General features: G+C 74.6%; 19 protein-coding genes and 2 pseudogenes. 17 read left to right on the top strand and 4 right to left on the bottom strand.

The features are described 5' to 3' along the window. Positions 1 to 748 precede the first annotated feature (748 nt). Positions 749 to 1,660, top strand: a pseudogene (locus ACFVXG_RS45060) (tetratricopeptide repeat protein); the annotation flags it as partial. Between the two features lie 123 nt (positions 1,661 to 1,783). After that, on the top strand, positions 1,784 to 2,650 hold the full coding sequence (locus tag ACFVXG_RS45055) for a tetratricopeptide repeat protein (RefSeq protein ID WP_387936333.1): 867 nt from the start codon (positions 1,784 to 1,786) through the stop codon (positions 2,648 to 2,650). Positions 2,651 to 2,743: 93 nt separating this feature from the next. Here the strand turns inward: ACFVXG_RS45055 and ACFVXG_RS45050 are convergent, their stop codons facing one another. Continuing rightward, entirely contained in the window at positions 2,744 to 4,114 is a 1,371-nt protein-coding gene (locus ACFVXG_RS45050) for a DUF1015 family protein (RefSeq protein ID WP_387936331.1), read from the bottom strand. Positions 4,115 to 4,206: 92 nt separating this feature from the next. Between ACFVXG_RS45050 and ACFVXG_RS45045 the strand changes: the two genes are divergently transcribed. Both ACFVXG_RS45045 and ACFVXG_RS45040 read left to right on the top strand, forming a co-directional pair. Then, positions 4,207 to 4,830 carry a tetratricopeptide repeat protein gene (locus ACFVXG_RS45045; protein ID WP_387936330.1) on the top strand — a complete coding sequence of 208 codons (624 nt, stop codon included), beginning with the start codon at positions 4,207 to 4,209 and terminating at the stop codon, positions 4,828 to 4,830. 12 nt (positions 4,831 to 4,842) lie between these two features. Continuing rightward, a complete protein-coding gene (locus tag ACFVXG_RS45040; RefSeq protein WP_387936329.1) occupies positions 4,843 to 5,880 on the top strand; it encodes an HAD-IIA family hydrolase in 1,038 nt (345 codons plus the stop codon). A 39-nt stretch (positions 5,881 to 5,919) separates the two neighbouring features. Here the strand turns inward: ACFVXG_RS45040 and ACFVXG_RS45035 are convergent, their stop codons facing one another. Then, on the bottom strand, positions 5,920 to 6,267 hold the full coding sequence (locus tag ACFVXG_RS45035; RefSeq protein WP_387936328.1) for an SCP2 sterol-binding domain-containing protein: 348 nt from the start codon (positions 6,265 to 6,267) through the stop codon (positions 5,920 to 5,922). Positions 6,268 to 6,424: 157 nt separating this feature from the next. On the opposite strand from ACFVXG_RS45035, the gene ACFVXG_RS45030 reads away from it, so the two are divergent. From ACFVXG_RS45030 to ACFVXG_RS45015, 4 genes are all read left to right on the top strand, one after another. Then, positions 6,425 to 7,246 carry a hypothetical protein gene (locus tag ACFVXG_RS45030; protein ID WP_387936327.1) on the top strand — a complete coding sequence of 274 codons (822 nt, stop codon included), beginning with the start codon at positions 6,425 to 6,427 and terminating at the stop codon, positions 7,244 to 7,246. Further along, complete coding sequence (locus tag ACFVXG_RS45025; protein WP_387936326.1) at positions 7,230 to 7,463, top strand: hypothetical protein; 234 nt, start codon at positions 7,230 to 7,232, stop codon at positions 7,461 to 7,463. Before ACFVXG_RS45030 ends, ACFVXG_RS45025 begins: the two co-directional genes overlap by 17 nt. Before the next feature lie 36 nt (positions 7,464 to 7,499). Next, complete coding sequence (locus ACFVXG_RS45020; RefSeq protein ID WP_350510366.1) at positions 7,500 to 8,306, top strand: TlyA family RNA methyltransferase; 807 nt, start codon at positions 7,500 to 7,502, stop codon at positions 8,304 to 8,306. Between the two features lie 91 nt (positions 8,307 to 8,397). After that, positions 8,398 to 9,306: an NAD kinase gene (locus ACFVXG_RS45015; RefSeq protein WP_387936325.1), complete on the top strand. Its 909-nt coding sequence runs from the start codon at positions 8,398 to 8,400 to the stop codon at positions 9,304 to 9,306. 25 nt (positions 9,307 to 9,331) lie between these two features. On the opposite strand, the gene ACFVXG_RS45010 is transcribed toward ACFVXG_RS45015, so the two are convergent. Next, entirely contained in the window at positions 9,332 to 10,837 is a 1,506-nt protein-coding gene (locus tag ACFVXG_RS45010; RefSeq protein WP_387936324.1) for a PLP-dependent aminotransferase family protein, read from the bottom strand. A 124-nt stretch (positions 10,838 to 10,961) separates the two neighbouring features. Between ACFVXG_RS45010 and ACFVXG_RS45005 the strand changes: the two genes are divergently transcribed. The 3 genes from ACFVXG_RS45005 (at position 10,962) to ACFVXG_RS44995 (ending at position 14,857) form a co-directional block, all read left to right on the top strand. Further along, a complete protein-coding gene (locus tag ACFVXG_RS45005) occupies positions 10,962 to 11,687 on the top strand; it encodes a YitT family protein (RefSeq protein ID WP_387936323.1) in 726 nt (241 codons plus the stop codon). An 88-nt stretch (positions 11,688 to 11,775) separates the two neighbouring features. Next, positions 11,776 to 13,509, top strand: coding sequence for a DNA repair protein RecN (gene recN, locus ACFVXG_RS45000; protein ID WP_387936332.1), 1,734 nt, complete (start codon positions 11,776 to 11,778; stop codon positions 13,507 to 13,509). Positions 13,510 to 13,678: 169 nt separating this feature from the next. Further along, a complete protein-coding gene (locus tag ACFVXG_RS44995) occupies positions 13,679 to 14,857 on the top strand; it encodes a glycosyltransferase family 4 protein (RefSeq protein WP_387936322.1) in 1,179 nt (392 codons plus the stop codon). A 4-nt stretch (positions 14,858 to 14,861) separates the two neighbouring features. On the opposite strand, the gene ACFVXG_RS44990 is transcribed toward ACFVXG_RS44995, so the two are convergent. Next, positions 14,862 to 16,868 (bottom strand): glycoside hydrolase family 15 protein, encoded by a 2,007-nt coding sequence (locus ACFVXG_RS44990; protein ID WP_387936321.1) that lies wholly within the window; start codon positions 16,866 to 16,868, stop codon positions 14,862 to 14,864. Between the two features lie 719 nt (positions 16,869 to 17,587). Here ACFVXG_RS44990 and ACFVXG_RS44985 point away from each other — a divergent pair. From ACFVXG_RS44985 to ACFVXG_RS44960, 6 genes and pseudogenes are all read left to right on the top strand, one after another. Further along, a complete protein-coding gene (locus tag ACFVXG_RS44985) occupies positions 17,588 to 19,270 on the top strand; it encodes a CTP synthase (protein ID WP_387936320.1) in 1,683 nt (560 codons plus the stop codon). A 107-nt stretch (positions 19,271 to 19,377) separates the two neighbouring features. Beyond that, positions 19,378 to 20,025: an NUDIX domain-containing protein gene (locus tag ACFVXG_RS44980; RefSeq protein ID WP_387936319.1), complete on the top strand. Its 648-nt coding sequence runs from the start codon at positions 19,378 to 19,380 to the stop codon at positions 20,023 to 20,025. A 216-nt stretch (positions 20,026 to 20,241) separates the two neighbouring features. Then, positions 20,242 to 22,449 (top strand): tetratricopeptide repeat protein, encoded by a 2,208-nt coding sequence (locus ACFVXG_RS44975; RefSeq protein WP_387936318.1) that lies wholly within the window; start codon positions 20,242 to 20,244, stop codon positions 22,447 to 22,449. A 261-nt stretch (positions 22,450 to 22,710) separates the two neighbouring features. Further along, a complete protein-coding gene (ald, locus tag ACFVXG_RS44970; RefSeq protein ID WP_387936317.1) occupies positions 22,711 to 23,826 on the top strand; it encodes an alanine dehydrogenase in 1,116 nt (371 codons plus the stop codon). A 436-nt stretch (positions 23,827 to 24,262) separates the two neighbouring features. After that, complete coding sequence (locus ACFVXG_RS44965; protein ID WP_030245868.1) at positions 24,263 to 25,330, top strand: ParA family protein; 1,068 nt, start codon at positions 24,263 to 24,265, stop codon at positions 25,328 to 25,330. After that, a pseudogene (locus ACFVXG_RS44960) lies at positions 25,327 to 25,630 on the top strand (hypothetical protein); the annotation flags it as partial. The gene ACFVXG_RS44965 and the pseudogene ACFVXG_RS44960, both read left to right, overlap by 4 nt.

The raw sequence follows: 25,630 nt of genomic DNA, 5'->3' as shown, positions 1-25,630 counted from the left end.
GTACTGCTGGGGGGACCCTGTGGGAGATTAGGACGCCGCCGAACAATTATTCAAGGCCGCGCCCCCCGCGATTCGCTGGGGCCGCGGCCTTTTTGTGTTTTGCGAACTTGCATGAGGCCGGCAGGCCGGAACTTCCGCCCAGGCGCGGACGCTTCCGACATGCCGGACAATGGAGATGGTGCACGGCCAGGAGGCCGGCGCCGATACCGCGTGAGGGCACTGACGGTGCCCGGTCCGCGGTGGAGATGAAGCAGCAGAAGGAGTCACGAGGATGTCGAACCAGCCCGAAGGCCGTCCCGAGCGTCGATCGGACGACGGCCGAGGCTACGAGCCCCGGTCGCGTGGGGGCTGGTCCAACGACCGTGGCGGCTTCCGTCGTGACGATCGTGACGACCGTCCGCGTCGTGACGACCGTCCGTCGTTCCGCGACCGCGACGACCGCGGTGGCGACCGTGGCGGCTTCCGCCGTGACGACCGTCCCCAGGGCGGTGGCTTCAACCGTGACCGTGGCGACCGCCCGCAGGGTGGCGGCTTCAACCGCGACGACCGCGGCGGCCGTCCGCAGGGTGGCGGTTTCAACCGCGATGACCGTGGCGGCGACCGTGGCGGCTTCCGCCGTGACGACCGCCCCCAGGGTGGCGGCTTCAACCGCGACCGTGGCGACCGCCCCCAGGGCGGAGGCTTCCGTCGCGATGACCGTCCGCAGGGTGGCGGCTTCCGTCGGGACGACCGTCCGGGTGGGTTCCGTCGTGACGATCGTGACGACCGTCCGCGTCGTGACGACCGTCCGTCGTTCCGCGACCGCGACGACCGTGGTGGCGACCGTGGCGGCTTCCGCCGCGATGACCGCCCGCAGGGTGGCGGCTTCAACCGTGACCGTGGCGACCGCCCCCAGGGCGGTGGCTTCAACCGCGACGACCGTGGTGGCGACCGTGGCGGCTTCCGCCGTGACGACCGTCCCCAGGGTGGTGGCTTCAACCGTGACCGTGGCGACCGCCCCCAGGGTGGCGGTTTCAACCGTGACGACCGTCCGCGTCGTGACGACCGTCCGTCGTTCCGCGACCGCGACGACCGCGGTGGCGACCGTGGCGGCTTCCGCCGTGACGACCGCCCCCAGGGCGGTGGCTTCAACCGTGACCGTGGCGACCGCCCGCAGGGCGGCGGTTTCAACCGCGACGACCGTGGCGGCTTCCGCCGCGACGACCGTCCCCAGGGTGGCGGCTTCAACCGTGACCGTGGCGACCGCCCCCAGGGCGGTGGCTTCCGTCGCGATGACCGTCCGCAGGGTGGCGGCTTCCGTCGGGACGACCGTCCGGGTGGGTTCCGCCGCGACGACCGTGACGACCGTCCGTCGTTCCGCGACCGCGACGACCGCGGTGGCGACCGTGGCGGCTTCCGTCGCGACGACCGCCCCCAGGGCGGTGGCTTCAACCGTGACCGTGGCGACCGCCCGCAGGGTGGCGGTTTCAACCGCGATGACCGTGGCGGCTTCCGCCGTGACGACCGCCCCTCCGGCTTCAACCGCGACCGCGGTGACCGCCCCCAGGGCGGCGACCGTGGCGGCTTCCGTCGCGATGACCGCCCCCAGGGTGGCGGCTTCCGCCGTGACGACCGCCAGGGTGGCGGCGGCTTCCGCCGTGACGACCGTCCGTCGTACCGCGACCGCGACGACCGTGGCGGCGACCGCGGCCGTGGGGACTACGACGACCGTCGTGGCAACTACGAGCCCGTCAAGCGCCTGCCGATCCCGGAGGACGTCACCGGCTTCGAGCTGGACGCGGACGTGCGCCAGGAGCTCAAGAGCCTGCCCAAGACCCTCGCGGACGACGTCGCCCGCAACCTGGTGATGGTGGCCCGGCTGCTCGACAGCGACGCGGAGGAGGCCTACCAGTACTCGCGCGTCGCGCTGCGACTGGCGTCCCGCGTCGCCGCCGTCCGTGAGGCGGCCGGCTTCGCCTCGTACATGACGCAGCGTTACTCGGAGGCGCTGACCGAGTTCCGCGCCGCCCGTCGGATGACCGGTCGTGCCGACCTGTGGCCCGTGATGGCCGACTGCGAGCGCGGTCTGGGCCGTCCGGAGCGGGCGCTGGCGATGGCCGGTGAGCCCGAGGTGAAGCAGCTGGACAAGTCCGGCCAGGTGGAGATGCGCCTGGTCGCGGCCGGTGCCCGCAGCGACATGGAGCAGTTCGACGCGGCCGTCGTCACCCTGCAGAGCCCGGAGCTGGCCTCCAGCGCCGTGCAGCCGTGGACCGCGCGTCTGCGGTACGCCTACGCCGAGGCGCTGATCGCGGCCGGCCGTGGCGACGAGGCCCGTGACTGGTTCGCCAAGGCCGCCGAGGCCGACACCGACGGTTCGACCAACGCTTCCGAGCGCCTGGCCGAGATCGACGGCGTCGAGTTCACCGACGCGCTCGACCCGGAGCTGGCCGAGGACGACGCCGACCAGGCGGACGCCCCGGCGAAGAAGCGCGGCGGCGACGTCTCCGACGACCGCGTGATCTTCGAGGACGAGGAAGACGTCGAGGAGTACTACGACGAGGACGACCTCGAGATCGACGAGGAGTTCGACGGCGTGGTGCCGGCGCGCGCCGAGGACGCCAAGGCGGACGAGGCCGACAAGGCCGAGGCCAAGGGCGACGCCCGCAGCTGAGCGCCCTGAAACGCCGTGAGGCCCTGCCGATGCCCCTTCGGGGGACATCGGCAGGGCCTCACGGCGTCCGGGGGGTTCCCGCTGCCCGGCGGACTATCCCAGCGGAAGGCTGCGCAGCACCAGTCCGGTGGCCGGCTTCGGCCCGAACGAGGTGGACTTGCGCGGCATGGTGACGCCCTGTTCGGCCAGCCGCCGCACCACGCTCTCCCGGACCGGGTGCAGCAGGACGGCGGTGCCGCCGGAGCGGGCGGCCTCGCGCTCGGCGGCCGCGGCGGTGTGCAGGTAGCCGATGTCGTCGGGGCCGTCGGGGACGTGCCAGGTGTGGTCGAGCAGGGTGGCGTGCAGCACGGTGGCGTCCAGGTGGCGCCACTCCTCGGGCCGGTCGTGCGGCACGGTCGCCTCCAGCAGGGCCTCCTCGGGCTCGCCGAGCAGCCAGAAGACGCCGTCGCCGCCGGTGAGGACGAAGCCGTTGCCGCCGTGCCGCTTCTGCTCCGCGAGGGCCTGGAGGGCGGCGGTCAGCGGGCCGGGGACCTCCTTGACCTTCCACTGGTCGCCGAGCTTCTCCAGCGCCTCGGCCACCGGCAGCCGGTACAGCACCCGGTGGATGGCCCGGACCCGCAGCGGGTAGCGGGCGGTGTCCACCAGCAGCACCATGCCGCGGTCCCACGGGCTGCGCGGCAGGTGGCGGTGCTCGCGCTGGAGCCGCAGGTACATCTCCCAGCGGTGGTGGCCGTCGGCGATCAGCGCCCGGCAGGTGGCCAGGTCGCGGCCGATCTCGGCGAGGTCGGCGGGGTCGGTGACGGCCCACAGGCGGTGGTGGGTGCCGTCGCTGGTGGAGGTGGAGAGCAGCGGCTCGCCCTCGACGGTCCGCTCGATGACGCCGGAGGCGCCGCCGCCGCCGCGGTAGGTGAGCAGCAGCGGTTCGAGGTTGGCCCGGGTGGTGCGCATCAGGCCGACCCGGTCGGCGACCGGCCGGGGCATCACGTCCTCGTGCGGGAGGACGACGCCGGCCTCGGGGCCGCTCACCGCGAGGGCGCCGATCAGGCCGCGCTGGAGCAGCTCGGGTGCGTCGCCGTTGCCGGGGACCCGCTGCTCGTAGACGTAGAGGGCCGGCTCCGGGTCCGCGGCGAGGACGCCCTCGCGCTGCCAGGCGGCCAGCAGCCGGGCGGCGTGCCGGTACTTGGTGTCGCGGTCGGGGCGGTCGCCGGCGTCCTCGGGCTCCGGGCGGGGCAGGATCAGCCGGACCACGTTGTGCGGGTCGGCCGTCTCCAGGTCGAGCCGGCGCCCCGGGTCGACGACGTCGTACGGCGGGGACATCACCGAGGCCAGCGCGCCGACCCGGTCGGGGACGTAGCGCAGGCCACGGAAGGGGGACAGGGACAGGCCTGCGGTGGCGACGTGCCCGGGATCGCCGGGGCCGCCCACGGGAGTCTCGACTCCGTCTTCTGCACTGGGTGTGCTCATTCTGGGCATCGTAACCGGGTACGCGTTGTTGAGAGATCGGAATGCCCGCCCCGAGTGGTCGGGCGGGTGTGCGACCGAGGGCGAGGTACGGCATGGAGGACGGGCAGGAACGGTTGGACGGCGGCGCGCCGGGGGAGCGCCTGCCGGCGGGTGGTGTCCCGGCCCAGGGGCGGCCGGGGGAGCCGGCCGGGGACGTCTACGAGTGGTTCCGGCGGGGGGCGAAGCTGCTGGCCCAGGGGCACCCGGCGGCGGCCGAGCAGCTGCTGTCCCGGGCGGCGGAGGCCGAGCCGCACTCGCGCAGCATCCGGGAGGCGCTGGCCCGGGCGCAGTTCGACGCCGGTTCGTACGCGGCGGCGCTGGAGAACTTCCGGGCCGTGGCGCTGGCCGATCCCTCGGACGACTACGCTCAGTTCGGGTGGGGCGTCGCGGCGGCCCGGCTGGGCGACTTCGAGACCTCCGCCGAGCACCTGGCGCTGGCCGTGGCCATGCGGCCGGAGGCCGACCACTACCGGGCGGCGCTGCGGCAGACCAGGGCGACCCTGGCGGCCCGCGCCGGGGCCTACGGCCCGCTGCTGCCCGGCGTTCCGACCGGCCGTGACGGCCGGGGCCGGGAGCCGGGGGCGGGCCTGCCCGGCAGGTCGGGGGAGAGCCCGGCGGCGTCAACGGCGACGCCTGACCGGGCGGGCAGTGACGAGCAGACGAACCGCAGTGAATGAGGTAGGGCAGGCATGACCGAGACGGCCACCCCCGCGCGACGGACCGCCCCGGGCGGCAGCGACCGCCCGCTGACCGAGGCGTACGACACGGCGCTGCTGGACCTGGACGGCGTGGTCTACGCCGGCCCGCACGCGATCGAGCACGCGGTGGACTCGCTGGCGGTCGCCCGTGCGACCGGGATGCGGCTCGCGTACGTGACCAACAATGCCTCCCGCCCGCCGCGGGTGGTCGCCGAGCACCTGACCGAGCTGGGCGTGCCGGCCGAGCCCGCGGACGTGATCAACTCGGCCCAGGCGGCCGCCCGGGTGGTCGCCGAGAAGGTGCCGGCCGGGGCGAAGGTGCTGGTCGTGGGCGGCCTGGGGCTGGAGGAGGCGCTGGCCGAGCGCGGGCTGGTCGCGGTCCGCTCGCTGGCCGAGGAGCCGCTCGCGGTGGTGCAGGGCTTCGACCCGTCGGTCGGCTGGGCGCAGCTGGCGGAGGCCGCGTACGCGGTGCGCGGCGGGCTGCCGTGGGTCGCGTCGAACACGGACATGACGGTGCCGACGGCGCGCGGTATCGCGCCCGGCAACGGGACGCTGGTGGCGGCGGTGCGGGCGGCGGCCGGGGTGGAGCCGGAGGTGGCGGGCAAGCCGCTGCCGCCGATGCACCGGGAGACCGTGCTGCGGACGGGCGCGCGGCGCCCGCTGGTGGTCGGGGACCGCCTGGACACCGACATCGAGGGCGCGTTCAACGGCGGGGTGGACAGCCTGCTGGTCTTCACCGGGGTGACCACCCCGGCCCAGCTGCTGGCGGCCCCGGCCGAGCACCGGCCGACGTACCTGGCGGCCGACCTGCGGGGCCTGCTGGTCCCGCAGCCGGCGGTGACGGCGGCGGACGGCGGCTTCGCGTGCGGCGGCTGGACGGCCGCGGCGCGGGACGGGGTGCTGCGGCTGGCCGGTGCCGGGGACCGCTGGGACGGCCTGCGGGCGCTGTGTGCGGCGGCGTGGACGGCGCTGGACGCGGACGGCGGCCCGGTGGACGGGCGGAAGGCGCTGGCCGAGCTGGGCTTCTGACCCGGGTGTCCGGGGCCGGGCAAGCTCCGGCCGCGGCGCTCAGAGCAGGGTGCGCAGCCGCAGCAGGTCGCGGAAGCCGGCTTCCAGCTTGATCCGGCCGCTCGCCCAGGCGGAGGCGAAGTTGAGTTCGCCGCCGACCAGGGCGAGCAGGTCGTCGCCGGCCATGGTGAGCCGGATCGCCGCCTTCTCGGCGGGCCGGCCGGGCACGGCGACGAGGTCCTGGATCCGGCCGTCGCGCAGCTGCCCGGTGAAGGTCAGGTCGAGGTCGGTGATCCGGCAGCTCAGTGAGCGGTCGAGGGCGGCCGCCTTGCGGGCGCTGCCGTCGGCCTTCGCCATGTTCCGGCTGAACTGCTCCAGCGCCTCCCGGCACTGCTCCTCGTTCGCCACGGCGCTTCCTCCGTCCCCGGGTCACTACGGTGCGGACTGCCGGGCCACGGTACCTCAGGAGGGTTTTGGCGGTAGCGTCGTCAGTGGGGTGCCCGGAATCGCCCGGGTGCCGAGGGCGACGGAGCGAGGCGCGCGCAGGCGCGGAGGAGGCACCCGGATGCTGCCGAGGTCGGTGCGGGGAGCGGTGGCGGCCGCCGCCGTGGTGGTGGAGGAGGTCGGCAAGCGGGTCGTCGACACGGCTGCCGCGGTCCTGGAGAAGACCGGTGTCGACGTGGCCGAGGTCGAGCGCAGGCTGGGCGGGCAGTTCCCGCCGTCGGCGAAGACGCTGCAGACCCTGGCGGAGGAGGCCGTCACCGCCGGGCGGGCCGGGGTGGACCTGGCGGTCGGGGTGGCGCGCAACGAGGTGGAGAAGGCCTTCGAGAGGGTCGGCGACCAGGTGACCAAGGTCGGCGTGGTGCTGGCGTACCTGGAGAGCAAGCTGCGTGAGGTCGAGGAGGAGCCGGCGGCGGGCTCCGGAGCGGGCCCGTACGCGGCCGGGTACCCGGAGGAGGAGCCGGTGCCGGCGCCCCGGGCGGACGACCTGTTCGGGCGCGGCTGGGAGTTCGAGGACGAGCCCGTGGCGGCGGAGCCGATAGTGGCCGAGCGGGTGGAGGTGGACGAGCCGGTCGAGTTCGACCCGCCGGTGGCGCCGGTGCCGCCCGTGGTGGTGGCCGAGCCGCCGGTCGTGGCGGAGAGCGCGGCGAAGAAGGCCGCGGTGAAGAAGGCTGCGGAGAAGAAGACCGCGACGAAGAAGGCGGCGTCGAAGAAGACCGCCGCCGCCAAGAAGACCGCGGTCGCCAAGAAGGCCACGGTCAAGAAGGCGACCGCCGCGAAGCCGACCGAGGTCGCGAAGAAGGCCCCGGCCAAGCGCACGGCGACGAAGAAGACCACCGTGCGCAAGGCCACCAGCACGAAGAAGCCCGATGTCCGGGACGAGTGAGCCGGGCGCACCGGCCGAGCCCGTCGAGCCGCTCGGCCGTGCCGATTCCGTCGAGCCGATCGGGGTCGAACTGCTGCCCACCGGGCACCCCGGGGTGGACGCCGGGCTGGCCCGGCTGGAGGCTCTGGACGGGGTCCCGGCCGAGGCACACGTCGCGGTGTACGAAGATGTTCACCAGCGGCTCGCCGACACGCTGGCCGCGCTCGACCAGGAATGATCCGCAGGACCCGTAGGAGCTGAAACACCAGTGGCAGTGGCACGACGCCGACTCGACGCGGAGCTGGTCCGCCGCAAGCTGGCCCGGTCGCGTGAGCACGCGTCCGAGCTGATCGCGGCCGGCCGGGTGACCGTCGGAGGCACCACCGCGACCAAGCCGGCCACCCAGGTGGAGACCTCGGCGGCGGTCGTGGTGGCCAAGGACGACAACGACCCCGACTACGTCTCGCGCGGCGGGCACAAGCTCGCCGGGGCGTTCGCGGCCTTCGTGCCGCAGGGCCTGGTGGTCGAGGGCCGCCGGGCGCTGGACGCGGGCGCCTCCACCGGCGGGTTCACCGACGTGCTGCTGCGGGCCGGGGCCGCCCACGTGCTGGCGGTGGACGTCGGCTACGGGCAGCTCGCCTGGTCGCTGCAGAGCGACGAGCGGGTGACGGTGATGGACCGCACCAACGTGCGGGAGCTGACCCTGGAGACGATCGGCGGCACCCCCGTCGACCTGGTGGTCGGCGACCTGTCCTTCATCTCGCTGGGCCTGGTGCTGCCGGCGCTGGCCGCCTGCGCGGCCGGGGACGCGGACCTGGTGCTGATGGTCAAGCCGCAGTTCGAGATCGGCAAGGAGCGGCTCGGCAGCGGCGGGGTGGTGCGCAGCCCGCAGCTGCGTGCCGAGATGGTCCGCCAGGTGGCGGGGCAGGCGTGGGAGCTCGGGCTGGGCGTGCGCGCGGTCACCGCGAGCCCCCTGCCCGGGCCGTCCGGGAACGTCGAGTACTTCCTCTGGATGCGCCGGGACGCCCCGCAGCTGGACCCCGCGGACGCGGACCGGGCCGTCGCGGAAGGGCCCCGATAGGGTGCTCTGCGAGCGTCCGGCCCGTCATGCTGGATGGCGCGGCCGCACCGGGCCGAGGGCGACCCGGCAGGCGTAGGGAGAGGGCAGCGGCATGAGCGATGAAGAACGCACGGTCTTCCTGATCGCGCACACCGGCCGGGAGGCGGCGCTGCGCAGCGTCGAGAGCTTGGTGCACGGGCTGCTGAAGGCGGGGCTCCGGATCAGGCTGTTGGAGGCCGAGGCGGTGGACCTCGACCTTCCGGACGGGGTCGAGAAGGTGGCCGAGGGGCCGGGGGCGGCGGACGGCTGTGAGCTGATCCTGGTCGCCGGCGGGGACGGGACGCTGCTGCGCGGCGCGGAGTTGGCGCGCTCGCACGGGCTGCCGATGCTGGGGATCAACCTCGGCCGGGTCGGCTTCCTGGCCGAGGCGGAGCGGGACGACCTGGCGGTGGTGGTCGAGCGGGTGGTGGACGCCGACTACGAGGTCGAGGAGCGGATGACGATCGATGTGATCGTCCGCACCAACGGCGATGTGGTGCACGAGGACTGGGCGCTGAACGAGGCGTCGATCGAGAAGGCCTCGCGGGAGCGGATGCTGGAGGTGGTGACCGAGGTGGACGGCCGTCCGGTCTCCAACTTCGGCTGCGACGGGGTGGTCTGCGCGACGCCGACCGGTTCCACCGCGTACGCCTTCTCGGGCGGCGGGCCGGTGGTGTGGCCGGAGGTGGAGGCGCTGCTGATGGTGCCGATCTCCGCGCACGCGCTGTTCGCCCGGCCGCTGGTGACCTCGCCGGACTCGGTGCTGGCGGTCGAGGTGCAGCCCAAGACCCCGCACGGGGTGCTCTGGTGCGACGGGCGGCGTTCGGTCGAACTGCCCGCCGGGGCACGGGTGGAGGTGCGCCGGGGGCAGACGCCGGTGCGGCTGGCCAGACTGCACCGGGCGCCGTTCACCGACCGGCTGGTCGCCAAGTTCGCGCTCCCGGTGACGGGTTGGCGGGGACGCTCGAACACCCCCTGCTGACGGTCCGCCGGAGCGGGCGGGCGGCTCAGACCGCCAGCGCCTGGCCCTCGTCGGCCGCGCCGAGCCGGCCGCCCGCCGCCGCGCGGGCGGCCACCGCGGCCAGCCGCTCGACGGCGGCGGGGACGGCCGGGGCGGGCACGGTCAGCGGGATCCGGATGTGGTGCTCGAAGGCGCCGTCCGAGCCGAACCGGTTGCCGGCGGCGATCCGGATCCCGGCGTGCTCCCCGGCCTGGGCCAGTGCCGCGCCGGACAGGCCGTCGGTGTTGACCCAGAGCGAGAGGCCGCCGGGCGGCAGCGGGACGCTCCAGTCCGGCAGCCGCTCGGACAGCGCGGCGGCGAAGGCGTGCGCGGTGGCCCGCAGCCGGTCCGACTGGTGGGCGCGGACGGCCGGGAGCGGCTCGCCGAGCAGGTCGGCGGCGATCAGCTGCTCGAGCACCGGGGTGCCGACGTCGCTGTAGACCCGCTCGGTGGCCAGCCGCCGGACGAGCGCGGGCGCGGCCCGGACCCAGCCGATCCGCAGGCCGCCCCAGAGCAGCTTGCCGGCCGAGCCGACGGTGACCACCTGGGCGGCCCGGTCCAGCGCCGCCATCGGGCGCGGCAGCGGCGTGGACTCCGGTACGCCCCAACCGAGTTCGGCGGTGGTCTCGTCCACCAGCACGACGCTCCCGACGGCCCGGGCGGCGGCCAGCAGCCGGCGGCGCTGCTCCTCGTCGATCAGCGCGCCGGTCGGGTTGTGGAAGTCGGGGATGACGTACGAGACCTTGGGGGCGGCCCCGCGCAGCACCCGCTGCCACTCCTCCAGGTCCCAGTGGGCGGGCGGCGCGGAGGCGTACGGGACCGGGACCAGGCGGGCTCCGGTGAGGCGCAGGGCCTGGAGGGTGTGGGCGTAGCTCGGGGCCTCGACGGCGACCCGGTCGCCGCGGCCGACCAGGACCCGCTGGACCAGGTGCAGGCCGCCCATCGCGCCGGTGGTGATGAGGATCTGGTCGGGGGTGGTGGGCAGCCCGCGCTCGGTGTAGCGGCGGGCCACGGCCTCGCGCAGCACCGGGACGCCGGTGGGGTAGTGGCCGTGCCCGGCGGCGTAGTGCGGCAGCAGTTCGACGGCCCGGGCGGCGGCCTGGCCGAGCCAGGGCTGCGGGGCGGGCAGGGCGGCGACGCCGAGGTCGAGGGTGCGGCCCTGTTCGTCCGGCGGGACGGGGTGCAGGGCGTCGCTGGGCGGCGGGGCGCCCTCGGGCAGGGCGGTCCAGCTGCCGGCGCCGCGGCGGCTGAGCAGGTAGCCGTCGCCGCGCAGGGCCTCGTAGGCGGTGGCGACGGTGGTGCGGCTGAGTTCCAGGGCGGAGGCGAGCTCGCGTTCGGCGGGCAGCCGGGCGCCGACCGGCAGCCGGCCCTCGGTGACCAGCAGCCGGATCTGCCCGGCGAGGGTGCGGTAGGCGGGGCGGCGCGCGGTGGCCGGCTCGGGCAGTCGCGTGGCGGCGAGCAGCCGGGCCAGGGCGGGCGGGGAGACGGTGGTGTGCCAGTCGGCCACGGTCATCAGTCCACTTGCTCGGAATTGGCCCTGTCGAGGGCCGCTTTGGCCCCTTCATGATGACAGGGCGGCCACCGAGCCGCCATCACCGGGGCCGCCCCGGGGTGCAGCACCGCCGGCAGGAGCAGCAGTGGCCACCACGACCGCGTCCACGTCCACCCCCATGACCACCCCCACGACCTCCGCCACGTCCGGGGCCGCTCCGGAGCCGGCCCGGCCGGGCCCGGCCGTCCGGGTCCTCGGCGACACCCACGCGCTGGGCCGCCGGCTCCCGCAGCTCGCCGTCGGCCTCACCCTGTACGGGGTGAGCATGGCGCTGATGCTCCGCTCCGGCCTCGGCCTGGACCCCTGGGACGTCTTCCACCAGGGCCTGCAGCGGGTGCTCGGCCTCACCGTGGGCGCCTGGGTGACCATCTGCGGCGCCCTCGTGCTGCTGCTGTGGATCCCGCTGCGCCAGCGCCCCGGGGTGGGCACCGTCGCCAATGTGCTGATGATCGGCGCGGCGATGGACCTGACCCTGCGGCTGGTCGGCGGGCCGCAGGGCCTGCCCGCCCGGATCGCGCTGATGGCCGCCGCGGTGCTGCTCAACGGCGTGGCCTCCGGCCTCTACATCGGCGCCCGGCTCGGCCCGGGCCCGCGGGACGGGCTGATGACCGGCCTGCACCGGCGCACCGGGCGTTCGCTGCGGCTGATCCGCACCGGGATCGAGGTCACCGTGCTGGCCGTCGGGCTGCTGCTCGGTGGCACGGCCGGGGTCGGCACGGTGGTGTACGCGCTGGCGATCGGTCCGCTGGTGCAGCTCTTCCTGCCGTGGTGCACGGTGCCCACCGCCGCCCAAAACCCCCGGAAGGGATGAACTCGGCGGCACGGAGTTGCCGCGCGCCGTTGCCGCTCGTCGCGCTCCGGGGGCGGAACCTCGTAAGGTCGTCTCCGTGTTGGACGAGATGCGGATACGGGATCTTGGGGTCATCGACGATGCGGTGGTCGAGCTGGCCCCCGGCTTCACCGCCGTGACCGGTGAGACCGGTGCTGGCAAGACCATGGTCGTGACCAGCCTCGGCCTCCTGCTGGGCGGCCGCGCCGACCCCGGCCTGGTGCGCCACGGGGCCGGCCGTGCCGTGGTGGAGGGCAGGCTGGAACTGCCCGCCGACTCCCCGGTGGCGGCCCGCGCCGTCGAGGCCGGGGCCGAACTGGACGACGGCGCCCTGCTGATCAGCCGGACCGTCTCCGCCGAGGGCCGCTCCCGGGCCTTCGTCGGCGGGCGGGCCGTCCCGGTCGGGCTGCTCGCCGAGCTCGGCGAGGACCTGATCGCCGTGCACGGCCAGACCGACCAGCAGCGGCTGCTGCGCCCGGCCCGCCAGCGCGGCGCGCTGGACCGCTACGCGGGCGAGGCGGTGGCCGAGCCGCTGGCCCGCTACCGGGAGACCTACCGCGCCCTGCGGGAGGTCGCGGCCACCCTGGAGGAGCTGACCACCCGGGCCCGTGAGCGGGCCCAGGAGGCCGACCGGCTGCGCTTCGGCCTGGACGAGATCGCCGCCGCCGAGCCGGTGGCCGGGGAGGACGTCGAGCTGGCCGCCGAGGCCGAGCGGCTCGGCCACGCCGACGCGCTGTCCTCCGCCGCGACCCTCGCCCACGCCGCCCTGGCCGGCGACCCGGCCGACCCGGAGGCGCTGGACGCGGGCACCCTGCTCGCCCAGTCCCGGCGCGCCCTGGACGCCGTGCGCCACCACGACGAGCGGCTGGCCGGCCTCGCCGACCGGCTGAACGAGGTCGGCTACCTGCTGGCCGACGTCGCCGGGGACCTCGCGGGCTACGCCGACGACCTGGACGCCGACCCGGTGCGCCTGGCCGCGGTCGAGGACCGCCGGTCCGTGCTGGCCCAGCTGCTGCGCAAGTACGGCGGCGGGGAGAACACCCTCGCCGAGGTGATCGCCTGGGCCGAGGACGGCTCCGCCCGGCTCGCCGAACTCGACGGCGACGACGAGCGGATCGACCAGCTCGGCGCCCAGGAGACCGAGCTGCGGGCCGAGTTGGCCGAGCTCGCGGCCGAGGTCTCGGCCGCCCGGCAGGCGGCCGCCGGTCGCTTCGCCGAGGCCGTCTCCGCGGAGCTCGCCGAACTCGCCATGCCGCACGCCCGGGTGACCTTCTCGATCTCCCGGGTCGACGACCTGGCCGGCATCGAGCTGGACGGCCGGACCGTCGCGTACGGGCCGCACGGCGTGGACGAGGTCGAGGTGCTGCTCGCCCCGCACCCGGGCGCCCAGCCGCGCCCGATCGCCAAGGGCGCCTCGGGCGGTGAGCTCTCCCGGGTGATGCTCGCCGTCGAGGTGGTCTTCGCGGGCGCGGACCCCGTCCCCACCTACCTGTTCGACGAGGTGGACGCTGGCGTCGGCGGCAAGGCCGCGGTGGAGATCGGCCGCCGACTGGCCAAACTGGCGGAATCCGCCCAGGTCGTGGTGGTCACCCACCTGCCGCAGGTCGCCGCCTTCGCGGACCGGCACCTGGTGGTGGAGAAGACCCACGACGGCACCGTGACCCGTTCCGGTGTCAAGGTGTTGAACGACGAGGAGCGGGTGCGGGAACTCTCCCGGATGCTGGCCGGGCTGGAGGACTCGGAGCTGGGCCGCGCCCACGCCGAGGAGCTGCTGGCCGCCGCCAGGGCCCCCCGCCACCGGTAGCGACGACCGGCGGCCCTCCCCGCGAGGACGGCGACGCGCCCCCGGTGGCGCCGACTGTCCAAGAGGGCCGCCGACCTGGCATGGTGGCGGCTGGACACTGGCTTTCCAGTCCCGAGCGCCGCCGGGCGGGCAATCCTCGCGAAGCGGCGCGCGAACCTGATCGAGTCGGATGCGAGACGACGTGGACCATTCCGCCGCCCGGGCCACCGCGGCCGCCCCGGAACCGGGGCAGCTGCACGTGGTACTCGTCCTGGCCGCCAGCACCGGCGGCATCGGTGCGCACGTGCGTTCCCTGGCCCAGGGCCTGGTCGCGCACGGGGTGACCGTCACGGTCTGCGCACCGGCCGGCACGGACGCGCTGTTCGGCTTCTCCCGCACCGGCGCCCGGTTCCACACCGTCGACATCACCCCCACCGCGGGCGCCCGCAGCGACGCCACCGCGATCGGCGAGCTGCGCCGGGCCTTCACCGGCGCCGACGTGGTGCACGCCCACGGGCTGCGGGCCGGCCTGCTGTCCGACCTCGCCCTGCGCACCGCCGGCCGCTTCCCGGGGCTGCGTCCGGAGACCCCGCTGGTGGTCACCTCGCACCACGCGCTGCTGGCCACCGGCATGGAGCGGCGCCTGCAACGGCTGATGGAGCGCCGGGTGGCGCGCGCCGCCGACCTCGTCCTGGGCGCCTCCTCCGACCTGGTCGCCCGGGCCCGTGAACTGGGCGCCACCGACGCCCGGCTGGGCCCGGTGGCCGCCCCGCCGATGCCCGAGGGCCGACTCGGCCGGTCCGAGGCGCGCGCCGCGCTGCTCGGCGACGGCCCGGACCGCCCGCTGGTGCTGGCGGTCGGCCGGCTCGTCCCGCAGAAGGCCTTCGGGGTGCTGCTGGACGCCACCGCCGAGCTGTCCGCGCTGGACCCGGAGCCGCTGGTGCTGCTGGCCGGGGACGGCCCGGAGGCGGGCCCGCTGCGCGAGCGGGTGACCGCCGAGAAGCTGCCGGTGCGGCTGCTCGGCTACCGCACCGACGTGCCCGACCTGTTGGCCGCCGCGGACGTGGTGGCGGTCTCCAGCCGCTGGGAGGCCCGCTCGCTGGTGGTCCAGGAGGCGATGCGGGCCGGCGTGCCGGTGGTCGCCACCGCCGTCGGCGGCATCCCCGAACTGGTCGGCGACGCCGCCCTGCTGGTGCCGTCGGGGGACCCTTCGGCGCTCGGACGGGCGGTGCGCGGGCTGCTCGCCGACCCGGCCCGCCGCGAGCAGCTGGTGGCGGCCGGCCGGCAGCAGGCCGAGACCTGGCCGGACGAGGCCGCCACCGTCGCCCAGGTGCTCAGCACCTACGACGAGTTGGTGCAGCGGGGCTGAGCCCTCAGACGGTCGCCCGCTCCGCGCGGTCCGCGGTCCGGTCGCCCTCGGCGCCGTCCGGCTGGGCCGACAGGTAGGCGGCGCCGCAGGCGGTCAGCCGCAGCGCGGTGTCGATCAGCGGGACGTGGCTGAACGCCTGCGGGAAGTTGCCGACCTGGCGCTTGAGCCGCGGGTCCCACTCCTCGGCGAGCAGCCCGACGTCGTTGCGCAGCGACAGCAGCTTGTCGAACAGTTCGCGCGCCTCCTGCACCCGGCCGATCATGGCGAGGTCGTCGGCCAGCCAGAACGAGCAGGCCAGGAAGGCCCCTTCGTGCCCGGACAGGCCGTCCACGTTGTTGCCGGACTCGTCGTGGGTCGGGTAGCGCAGCACGAAGCCGTCCTCGGTGGACAGTTCGCGCTGGATCGCCTCGATGGTGCCGATCACCCGCTTGTCGTCCGGCGGGAGGAAGCCGACCTGGGGGATGAGCAGCAGCGAGGCGTCGAGCTCCCGGCCGCCGTAGTACTGGGTGAAGGTGTTGCGCTCCGGGTCGTAGCCCTTCTCGCAGACGTCCCGGTGGATGGTCTCGCGCAGCTCGCGCCAGCGCTCCAGCTGGCCGTCGGAGGGGGCGTCCTCGGGGGTCTGCTCCAGCAGCTTGATGGTGCGGTCGACGGCGACCCAGGCCATCACCTTGGAGTGGACGAAGTGCCGGCGCGGGCCGCGGACCTCCCAGATGCCCTCGTCCGGGTTCTGCCAGTGGTCCTCCAGGTACTCGATCAGCCGCAGCTGGAGGTGGTGGGCGTGGTCGTTGCGGACCAGGCCGGTCATGTGGGCCAGGTGCAGGGCCTCCACCACCTCGCCGTAGACGTCGAGTTGGAGCTGTCCGGCGGCGCCGTTGCCGACCCGCACGGGCAGTGAGCCCTCGTAGCCGGGCAGCCAGTCCAGCGAGGACTCGGTGAGCTCGCGCTCGCCGGCGATGCCGTACATGATCTGCAGGTTCTCCGGGTCGCCGGCGACCGCGCGCAGCAGCCACTCGCGCCAGGCGCGGGCCTCCTCGCGGTAGCCGGTGCGCAGCAGCGAGGAGAGGGTGATCGCGGCGTCGCGCAGCCAGGTGTAGCGGTAGTCCCAGTTGCGCTCGCCGCCGATGTCCTCGGGCAGCGAGGTGGTGGGGGCGGCGACGATGCCGCCGGTGGGGGCGTAGGTGAGGCCCTTGAGGGTGATCAGCGAGCGGACCACGGCCTCGCGGTAGGGGCCCTGGTAGGTGCACTGGTCGGCCCAGTCGTGCCAGAAGTCCGCGGTGGCGTCGAGCATCGCCTCGGCGTCCGGGACGGCCGGGGGCTCCAGGTGGGAGGCCTGCCAGGTGAGCGCGAAGGCGATCCGCTCGCCGGCCCGGACGGTGAAGTCGGCGTAGGTGGTGAGGTCGCGCCCGTAGGTCTCGGCCTCGCCGTCCAGCCAGACCGAGTCGGGCCCGGCGACGGCGACGGTGCGGTGGCCGCCGTCGGCCTGCTCGACCCGGTGCACCCAGGGGACGATCCGGCCGTACGAGAAGCGCATCCGCAGCGCCGAGCGCATCCGCACGGTGCCGGCCACGCCCTCGACGATCCGGATCATCTGGGGCACGGAGTCCTTGCCGGCCAGCGGGCGCGGCGGCATGAAGTCGATCACCCGGACGGTGCCGCCCTGGGAGTCCCACTCCTGCTCAAGGATCAGCGAGTCGCCCCGGTAGCGGCGCCGGTCGGCGGGCACGGCGGGGGCGGCGGCGGTGGGCGGGGGGACGCGCAGGGCGGCGGTGTCGGTGAAGCGGGGCAGGTCGGCCCGGGCGGGAGCGGCGGCGGGGGCGGGGAGGTCGGTCGCCACGGCCTCGGCCGGGCCGATCCGCCAGAAGCCGTGTTCATCGGTGCCCAGCAGGCCGGCGAACACCGCCGGCGAGTCGAAGCGGGGGAGGCAGAGCCAGTCCACCGCCCCGTCCCTGCTGACCAGGGCAGCGGTCTGCATGTCCCCGATGAGTGCGTAGTCCTCGATACGGCCGGCCACGTGGATCTCCAGTTCGCAATGTGGTCAGGGCATCGGCGAACCCATGGAGCGAGCGGTCTGCGGGGCCGGAGGTTCACCCCGGGACGTCCGGCCCGCCGGGGGGTGGTGGCGGGCCTTGCTGGAGTGTCCGCGCGGGGCTCGGTCGAGCCCCTGAGGTGGGTGGGGAGGAGCTGGATAACGGGGAGGTCCGGTCGCGCATCGGGGACCGGGAGTGTCCTGACGCTCCCACGCCCTCCGCGTGCTCGTGCTGTCGCGATGCGTCCGTGCAGCTTACGACGGACGAAAGGGGCGAAGCACGCGGGCGCAGCTTCGTGTGGCGCCGCAATTCGGCGGAAATGCCGTGCATCGCGGGGGCGTGGCGCAGGATGGTCCGGAAGGATCAGCTCCGGGTGGCCGTAACGGAGGAGCCGCCATGGCCCGGTCGGAGCGCCCCGGCTGGCCCGGTCCGGCGGGTGGTGCGACCGGTGTGACGCGTGCGGCGGATGATGCGCCGGTGGTGCGCCCGGCGCACGCTCCCGGAGCGCCGAGCGCGGGCCGAAAGGCGTCCCGGTCAGGTCACTGTTACCCTGGTATCCCGTGGACCGGCGGGATCAAACGCCCCGGACCAGCCGAACCGACGACCCTACGAGCCCCGCACAGTTGCGGGCCTCCCGTCGCCCGGCGAGCCGCGAGCCTCCCGCCCACGTCACCTTCGACACGCGACCCACGGGAGCCCCCTCTTGGCACAGCCCCATTCCGGCAAGGCAGCGAACGGCCGCGCCGTGACGACCAAGCACCTCTTCGTCACCGGGGGTGTCGCCTCTTCGCTCGGCAAGGGGCTGACCGCCTCCAGCCTCGGCGCGCTGCTCAAGGCCCGCGGCCTGCGCGTGACCATGCAGAAGCTCGACCCGTACCTCAACGTGGACCCGGGCACCATGAACCCGTTCCAGCACGGTGAGGTCTTCGTCACCGACGACGGCGCCGAGACCGACCTGGACATCGGTCACTACGAGCGCTTCCTCGACACCAACCTGCACGGCTCGGCGAACGTCACCACCGGCCAGGTGTACTCGACGGTCATCGCCAAGGAGCGCCGCGGCGAGTACCTGGGCGACACCGTCCAGGTCATCCCGCACATCACCAACGAGATCAAGTCCCGGATCCGCCGGATGGCGACCGAGGACGTCGACGTCGTGATCACCGAGGTCGGCGGCACCGTCGGCGACATCGAGTCGCTGCCGTTCCTGGAGGCCGTCCGCCAGGTCCGGCACGAGGTCGGCCGGGACAACGTGTTCTTCGTGCACGTCTCCCTGCTGCCGTACATCGGCCCCTCGGGCGAGCTCAAGACCAAGCCCACCCAGCACTCCGTCGCCGCGCTGCGCAACATCGGCATCCAGCCGGACGCGATCGTGCTGCGCGCCGACCGCGAGGTCCCGCAGGCGATCAAGCGCAAGATCTCGCTGATGTGCGACGTGGACGAGGAGGCCGTGGTCGCGGCCATCGACGCCAAGTCGATCTACGACATCCCGAAGGTGCTGCACGGCGAGGGCCTGGACGCCTACGTGGTGCGCCGCCTGGACCTGCCGTTCCGCGACGTGGACTGGACCACCTGGGACGACCTGCTGCGCCGCGTCCACGAGCCGCAGCACATCGTCAAGGTCGCCCTGGTCGGCAAGTACATCGACCTGCCGGACGCCTACCTGTCGGTGACCGAGGCGCTGCGCGCCGGCGGCTTCGCCAACAACGCCCGGGTCGAGATCAAGTGGGTCACCTCGGACGACTGCGAGACCCCCGAGGGCGCCCGCGCCCAGCTCGGCGACGTCGACGCGATCTGCATCCCCGGCGGGTTCGGCGACCGCGGCGTCAACGGCAAGGTCGGCGCCATCACCTTCGCCCGCGAGAACAAGGTCCCGCTGCTGGGCCTGTGCCTGGGCCTGCAGTGCGTGGTCATCGAGGCCGCCCGCAACCTGGCCGGCCTGCCCGAGGCCAACTCCACCGAGTTCGACGCCGCCGGCAAGCACCCGGTGATCTCCACCATGGCCGAGCAGCTGGCGATCGTCGACGGCAAGGGCGACCTGGGCGGCACCATGCGCCTGGGCCTGTACCCGGCCAAGCTCGCCGAGGGCTCGATCGTCCGCGAGGTCTACGGCGGCGAGCCGTACGTCGAGGAGCGCCACCGCCACCGCTACGAGGTCAACAACGCCTACCGCGCGGACCTCGAGAAGACCGGCCTGCAGTTCTCCGGCCTCTCGCCCAAGGGCGACCTGGTCGAGTACGTCGAGTACCCGCGCGAGGTGCACCCGTACCTGGTGGCCACCCAGGCCCACCCGGAGCTGAAGTCCCGCCCGACCCGCCCGCACCCGCTGTTCGCGGGCCTGGTCAAGGCCGCCATCGAGATCAAGACGGCCCCGGCCGCGGAGTAGTCGTACTCCTCCCGGCCCAGGTCGCTCCACCGGACGGCGGCCCCGCGATTCCCGCGGGGCCGCCGTTCGGCGTTAGATTGTGTCGTACTGACGAAAAGGGGAGAGCGATGGACGAGCAGAGCGACCAGGTGATCGCCGACACGGCCGAGGAGTGGGAGGTCCGGGCGAGCTCGACGCCGTTCCAGGGCCGGGTCACCGGCGTGCGCAGCGAGGAGGTCCGGATGCCCGACGGCAGCTGGTCCCGGCGCGACTACCAGACCCACCCCGGCTCGGTCTCCGTGCTCGCCCTGGACGACAAGCAGCGGGTGCTGATCCTGCGCCAGTACCGCCACCCCGTGCGCCAGCGGCTCTGGGAGCTGCCGGCCGGCCTGCTCGACGTGCCCGGCGAGAACCCGTGGCACGCCGCCCAGCGCGAGCTGTACGAGGAGGCGCACTGCAAGGCCGACACCTGGCGGGTCCTCGCCGACTACTACACCTCCCCGGGCGGCACCGACGAGGCGCTGCGGATGTTCCTGGCGACCGACCTGTCGGCCGCCGAGGGCGAGCGCTACGAGGCCGAGGGCGAGGAGCAGGAGATCGAGGTCGCCTGGGTGCCGGTGCCCGAACTGATCCGGCTGATCCAGGCCGGGCGGCTGCACAACCCGACCCTGGTCACCGGCGTCCTCGCCGTGCACGCCGCGCTCACCTCCCCGGACGGCCTGGACGGGCTGCGCCACCCGGAGGCGCCCTGGCCGGCGCGCCCCTTCGAGGCCTGATCACCCGTCGAGGCGTGCGCCCCCTTCGAGGTGTGGGGCGCCCGGGTTGATTCCTTGGGGTGATTTGCCGGTTCGTACGACCGGATGTCACCTCGGATCAGCCGGACGGTCGAACTACGCTTCGCAGACAGGGCGCCCGTCCCGGGCCGCCTCCGCCGAGCGCCGGACGCCGACCAGTCGGGCGCCGGCCGCGGGACGACGTCGGGAGTGGCACGGGTGGCGAGGAAGACGGCGACGATGGACCCCGGCCCCGACGCGCCCGTCGGCGCCGTCCCGGGGCTCGACCGGCTGCCCGCCGGGCCCGCCCTGTTCGCCGGGCGGCGCACCGAACTGGCCGCGCTGCGGGCCGCCGCCGCCCGCCCGGTGAGCGGCCGCTGCCCGGTCCTGGTGCTGGCCGGGCGGCCCGGCTCGGGCCGGACGGCGCTGGCCGCCCGCTTCGCCCGCACCGCCGCCGCCGACTACCCGGACGGCGTGCTGTTCGCCCGGCTGTCCGCCCCGGACGGCGGGCGGGTGCCGCCCGGCCGGGCCGCCCGGCTGCTGCTGGAGCAGCTCGACCCGCAGGCCGCCGTGCCGCTGCCCGGGGCCGTCGAGGACGGGCGGGACGAGCCGGGCAGCGTGGCGCTGCGGGAGGCGCTGGCGGGACTCAAGGTGCTGCTGGTGCTGGACGACGTGCGGGACGCCGGCCAGCTGTGGCCGCTGCTCGCCGACGAACCCGGCTGCCTGGTGCTCGCCACCACGGCCGGGCCGCTCACCGGGATCGAGGACATCGACCCGGTGATCCTCGGCGGACTGGACCGGCAGGCCTCCGGCGAACTGCTGGCCGACCTGGTGGGCGGCACCCGGATCTCCTGCGACCCGGTCGGCGGGGCCGACCTCGCCGAGGCCTGCGCCGCCGGTCCGGCCGCGCTGCGGCTGATCGCGGGATGGCTGCGCGGCAACCCGAAGGTCGCGGTCACGGACGCGGTGCGCGAGCTCGGCCGGGTGGTGGGGGAGGAGCCGGAGCCGTCGAAGCCGGCGGAGGGCGCCAAGGCCCCGAAGCCGGGCGAGGCGGCGAGGACCCCCGGGAGCGCGCGGACGGCGCAGGCCGCCGGGGCCGCACGGCCCGCGACGGCCGGGGAGCAGCCGGGGCGGCCGAAGGCGCAGCAGAAGAAGGGGGAGGAGCGGGCCACCGGGCCCGGCTCCGCGGCAGGGTCCGGTCCCGCCGCCGGGTCGCCGACGGCAGGGACGACGGCGGCAGGGACGACGGCGGCAGGGACGGCGGCAGGGACGAAGGCGGCCGACTCGACGGCGGCCGGGACGGCCGGGCGCCCGGCGGGCTGGGTGAAGCCCGGTCCGGAGCCCGCCGAGCCGGTGCCCGTCCCCGACAACGACCCGCTGCTGGGCGCCTTCACCCTGCTCTACCGCGGCCTGCCGGCCGCCCAGGCGCGGATGCTGCGCACCCTCACCCTGGCCCCGGCGCAGACCGCCGACCCGCGCACCGCCTCCGCCCTGGTCGGCTGCCCGGCGCCGGAGGCCGCCGCGACCCTGGCCGCGCTGGCCGAGCGGGAGCTGCTCGGCGAGGAGGCGCCGGCCGCCGACGGCACCCCGCGCTACCGGGTGCCCGGGCGGCTCTACCAGCGGCTGGTCCGGCTGCGGGAGCAGGAGGACCGGCCGGCCGAGACCGAACTCGCCCGGGCTCGGCTGCTGGAGCGGCTGGTCCGGCTGACCGAGTCGGCCCGCGCCCTGCTGGAGCCGGCCGACGGCCCGGCCCCCGACCCGCTGCCCGCCGCGCTGCGGCTGAGCTCGGCCGCGCACGCCCGGGACTGGCTGCTCGGCGAGCGCGAACTGCTGCTCGGCGCGGTGGCCGACGCGATCGGACAGGGCGACCTGGACGGCTCGGCCGGGCGGCTGGTCACCGCGCTGCTGCGGGCGCTGCCGCTGACCGGTGCGGCCGCCCCGGCCGACCTCTACCGGCTGCACGAGCTGGTGCTGACCGTCGCCGAGCGCAACGGCCGCCCCCGCAGGGCCTCGGCGGCGCTGCTCAACCTGGGCGACCTCCAGGTGTCGGCGGGCCGTTGGGAGCAGGCCGCCGCGCATTACCGGGCCGCCCTGGAGCACGCCCGTGCGGTCGGCGACGAACCGCTCTGCGCCCGGGCCCTGGAGGGCGCGGCGGGCTGCCACCGGGCGCTCGGTGACGCGGTGCGCGCCGCCGACTGGTATGGGCGGGCGCTCGGGCTGCGGCAGTCGCTGGGCGACCACGCGGCGGAGGCCCGGCTGCTGGCCCGGGTGGCCGAGGCGCACACCGCGCAGCGCCGCTTCGAGGAGGCCGACCGGGAGTACCGGGCCGCGCTGGCCGTGCTGCGCCGGATCGGCGACGAGCGCGGCCGGGAGGCGGTCGGCAGCGCCCTCGCCGACCTGCGGGAACGCGTCGACGGCGGGTGGTGAGGGCGGTTTCGGAGGTATCGTCGAAAGTGCCCTGTTACGACACCTATGACAGGTAAGTTCCAGTGGAAGCCTACGAACCTGCCAATGCCTTCGTCGAAATTGTTAGATTTGGAAGGCTGACAGGCCGCCTGGGCTTCATTACACTCGAACCCAGTCGCGCAGCGATCCCCTGCCCCGGCATGCCCGGAGGCTTCCCCACGTGCGCGTCGCCCACCGGTCTTCTCCGGTCGGGACCCCCATGGCAAGAGGACGTGTTCAGTCGTGAAGGTCGGCATCCCCCGCGAGGTCAAGAACCACGAGTACCGCGTGGCCATCACGCCCGCCGGCGTGCATGAGCTGGTCCGCAACGGCCACGAGGTCTACATCGAGGACAACGCCGGTCTCGGCTCCTCGATCCCCAACGAGGAGTACGTGGCCGCCGGCGCCGCGATCCTCCCCACCGCCGACGAGGTGTGGGCCACCGCCGACCTGCTGCTGAAGGTCAAGGAGCCCATCGCCTCCGAGTACCACCGGCTGCGGAAGGGCCAGACCCTCTTCACGTACCTGCACCTGGCGGCCGACCGGGCCGGCACCGACGCGCTGGTCGCCTCCGGCACCACCGCCATCGCGTACGAGACCGTGCAGCTGGGCAACGGCGCGCTGCCGCTGCTCGCCCCGATGTCCGAGGTCGCGGGCCGGCTGGCCCCGCAGGTCGGCTCGTACCACCTGATGCGTCCGGCCGGCGGCCGCGGCGTGCTGCCCGGCGGCGTGCCCGGCACCCACCCGGCCAAGGCCGTCGTCATCGGCGGCGGCGTCTCCGGCTGGCACGCGGCCACCATCGCCATCGGCATGGGCTACGACGTGACCCTGCTGGACCGCGACATCAACAAGCTGCGCGAGGCCGACCGGATCTTCGGCACCAAGATCAAGGCCATCATGTCCAACTCCTTCGAGCTGGAGAAGGCCGTCCTGGACGCCGACCTGGTCATCGGCGCCGTGCTGATCCCGGGCGCCAAGGCCCCGAAGCTGGTCACCAACGAGCTGGTCTCCCGGATGAAGCCGGGCTCCGTGCTCGTCGACATCGCCATCGACCAGGGCGGCTGCTTCGAGGACTCGCACCCGACCACGCACGACGACCCGACCTTCCAGGTCCACAACTCGGTCTTCTACTGCGTGGCCAACATGCCGGGCGCCGTCCCGAACACCTCCACCTACGCGCTGACCAACGCCACCCTCCCGTACGTGCTGGAGCTGGCGAACCGCGGTTGGAAGGAGGCGCTGCGCCGTGACGCGGCGCTCGCCAAGGGCCTGAACGTCCACGAGGGCCAGATCACCTTCCCGGCCGTGGCCGAGGCCTTCGGCCTGGAGTCGGTCACGCTGGAGACCGTGCTCGCCTGAACCCCCTGACCGCGCGGCGGTCGTTCGCCCCCGACCCGATCCACTCGGGTCGGGGGCTTCACCATGCCCGTGAACAGCGGATGGACCGGGCGGGTCGCTCTGTCGTCAATTTCCGTCGGTGGCGTCACCCGACCCTCGGCCTCCCGCAGAAACGTTAGGGTCATCGGCCTGCTCATCCCTTGACAGCAGCCCGCCCGATAGTCGACACATCGTGCCCACTACCGTGGATTGTGTTGCTGCGAACGCCTTGAACGGCCTAGAGTCGCAAACCGTCGGCATGCTGCCACGCTGACGAATCGACATAGAGTCCTGGATCCCCAAGGAGGTAAGACGACTTGTGAATGAGTCGACAATTGCTCCCGGGGGTGGTCAGCCAGGACTGGCGGAGCTCACCGCCGGCCAGCCGAGTGAGGAGCCCGGGGCCCGGCAGGCCTCCGTGGGCTCGGCCGAGGTCGGCTCGGTCGCACTCCGTACCTTCGAAGCACGCCAGAACACAGCGCAGGTGACCACGGTGACCGATCACGACGCCGACTTGGCGGCCTACGGCCTGGCCTACGGCGAGTTCGCCTACGGCGCCTACGACGACCCGGACGCCGAGTACGAGCCGGACCCGGAGTACGCCGCCACGCTGGCCCCCGACGCCGCGCGCCAGCGCCGCGAGCGGGTCGGCCCGACCGGCCGTCCGCTGCCCTACTTCCCGATCCCCGCGCCGGTGGCCGAGCACGGCCCCGCCCAGATCATCGCCATGTGCAACCAGAAGGGCGGCGTCGGCAAGACCACGTCGACCATCAACCTGGGCGCGGCGCTGGCCGAGTACGGCCGCCGGGTGCTGCTCGTCGACTTCGACCCGCAGGGCGCGCTCTCGGTCGGCCTCGGGGTCAACCCGATGGAGCTCGACGTCACCGTCTACAACCTGCTCATGGAGCGGGGCCTGACGGCCGATGAGGTGCTGCTCAAGACCGCGGTCCCGGGCATGGACCTGCTGCCCTCCAACATCGACCTCTCGGCCGCCGAGGTGCAGCTGGTCAGCGAGGTGGCCCGGGAGTCCGCGCTGGCGCGCGCCCTCAAGCCGCTGCTGCCGGACTACGACTACGTCATCATCGACTGCCAGCCCTCGCTGGGCCTGCTGACGGTCAATGCGCTGACGGCCGCTCACAGCGTGATCGTCCCGCTGGAGTGCGAGTTCTTCGCGCTGCGCGGCGTCGCGCTGCTGACCGAGACCATCGAGAAGGTGTGCGAGCGGCTCAACCCCGAGCTGCGCCTGGACGGCATCCTCGCGACCATGTACGACTCGCGCACCGTGCACAGCCGCGAGGTGCTGGCGCGGGTCGTCGAGGCGTTCGGCGAGCACGTCTTCCACACCGTCATCGGGCGGACCGTGCGCTTCCCGGAGACCACCGTCGCCGGCGAGCCGATCACGACGTACGCGACCAACTCGGTCGGGGCCGCCGCCTACCGTCAGCTCGCCAGGGAGGTGCTCGACCGGTGCCGCCCCGCCGAGTGAGTCTCCCGGGTGCCGACGAGCTGTTCCGGACCACCGGCGGGATGGCGCTGTCGCCGTCCCTCGCCCCGCGTCCGGCCGCCGAGGCATCCAGACCGGAGACCGCGCGGACCGTCAACGGCAGCGACGGTGCCGAGGGCACCGAGGCCGCCCAGGGGGCCCAGGGCGACCGGCAGGCGCCCCAGGAGCAGCAGTCGGGCGCCGCGGGGCCGTCGGCGGGGCAGCCGCCCCTCCAGCGGGCCGCCGGGGGCCAGGGCGCCGCACCGGGCGGCACCACCGTGTCCGACGGCCGCGGCGCCGCCC

It is taken from the genome of Kitasatospora sp. NPDC058162, from assembly GCF_042884005.1.
Lineage (GTDB): Bacteria > Actinomycetota > Actinomycetes > Streptomycetales > Streptomycetaceae > Kitasatospora.
This window is presented reverse-complemented; position numbering and strand designations above follow the sequence as displayed.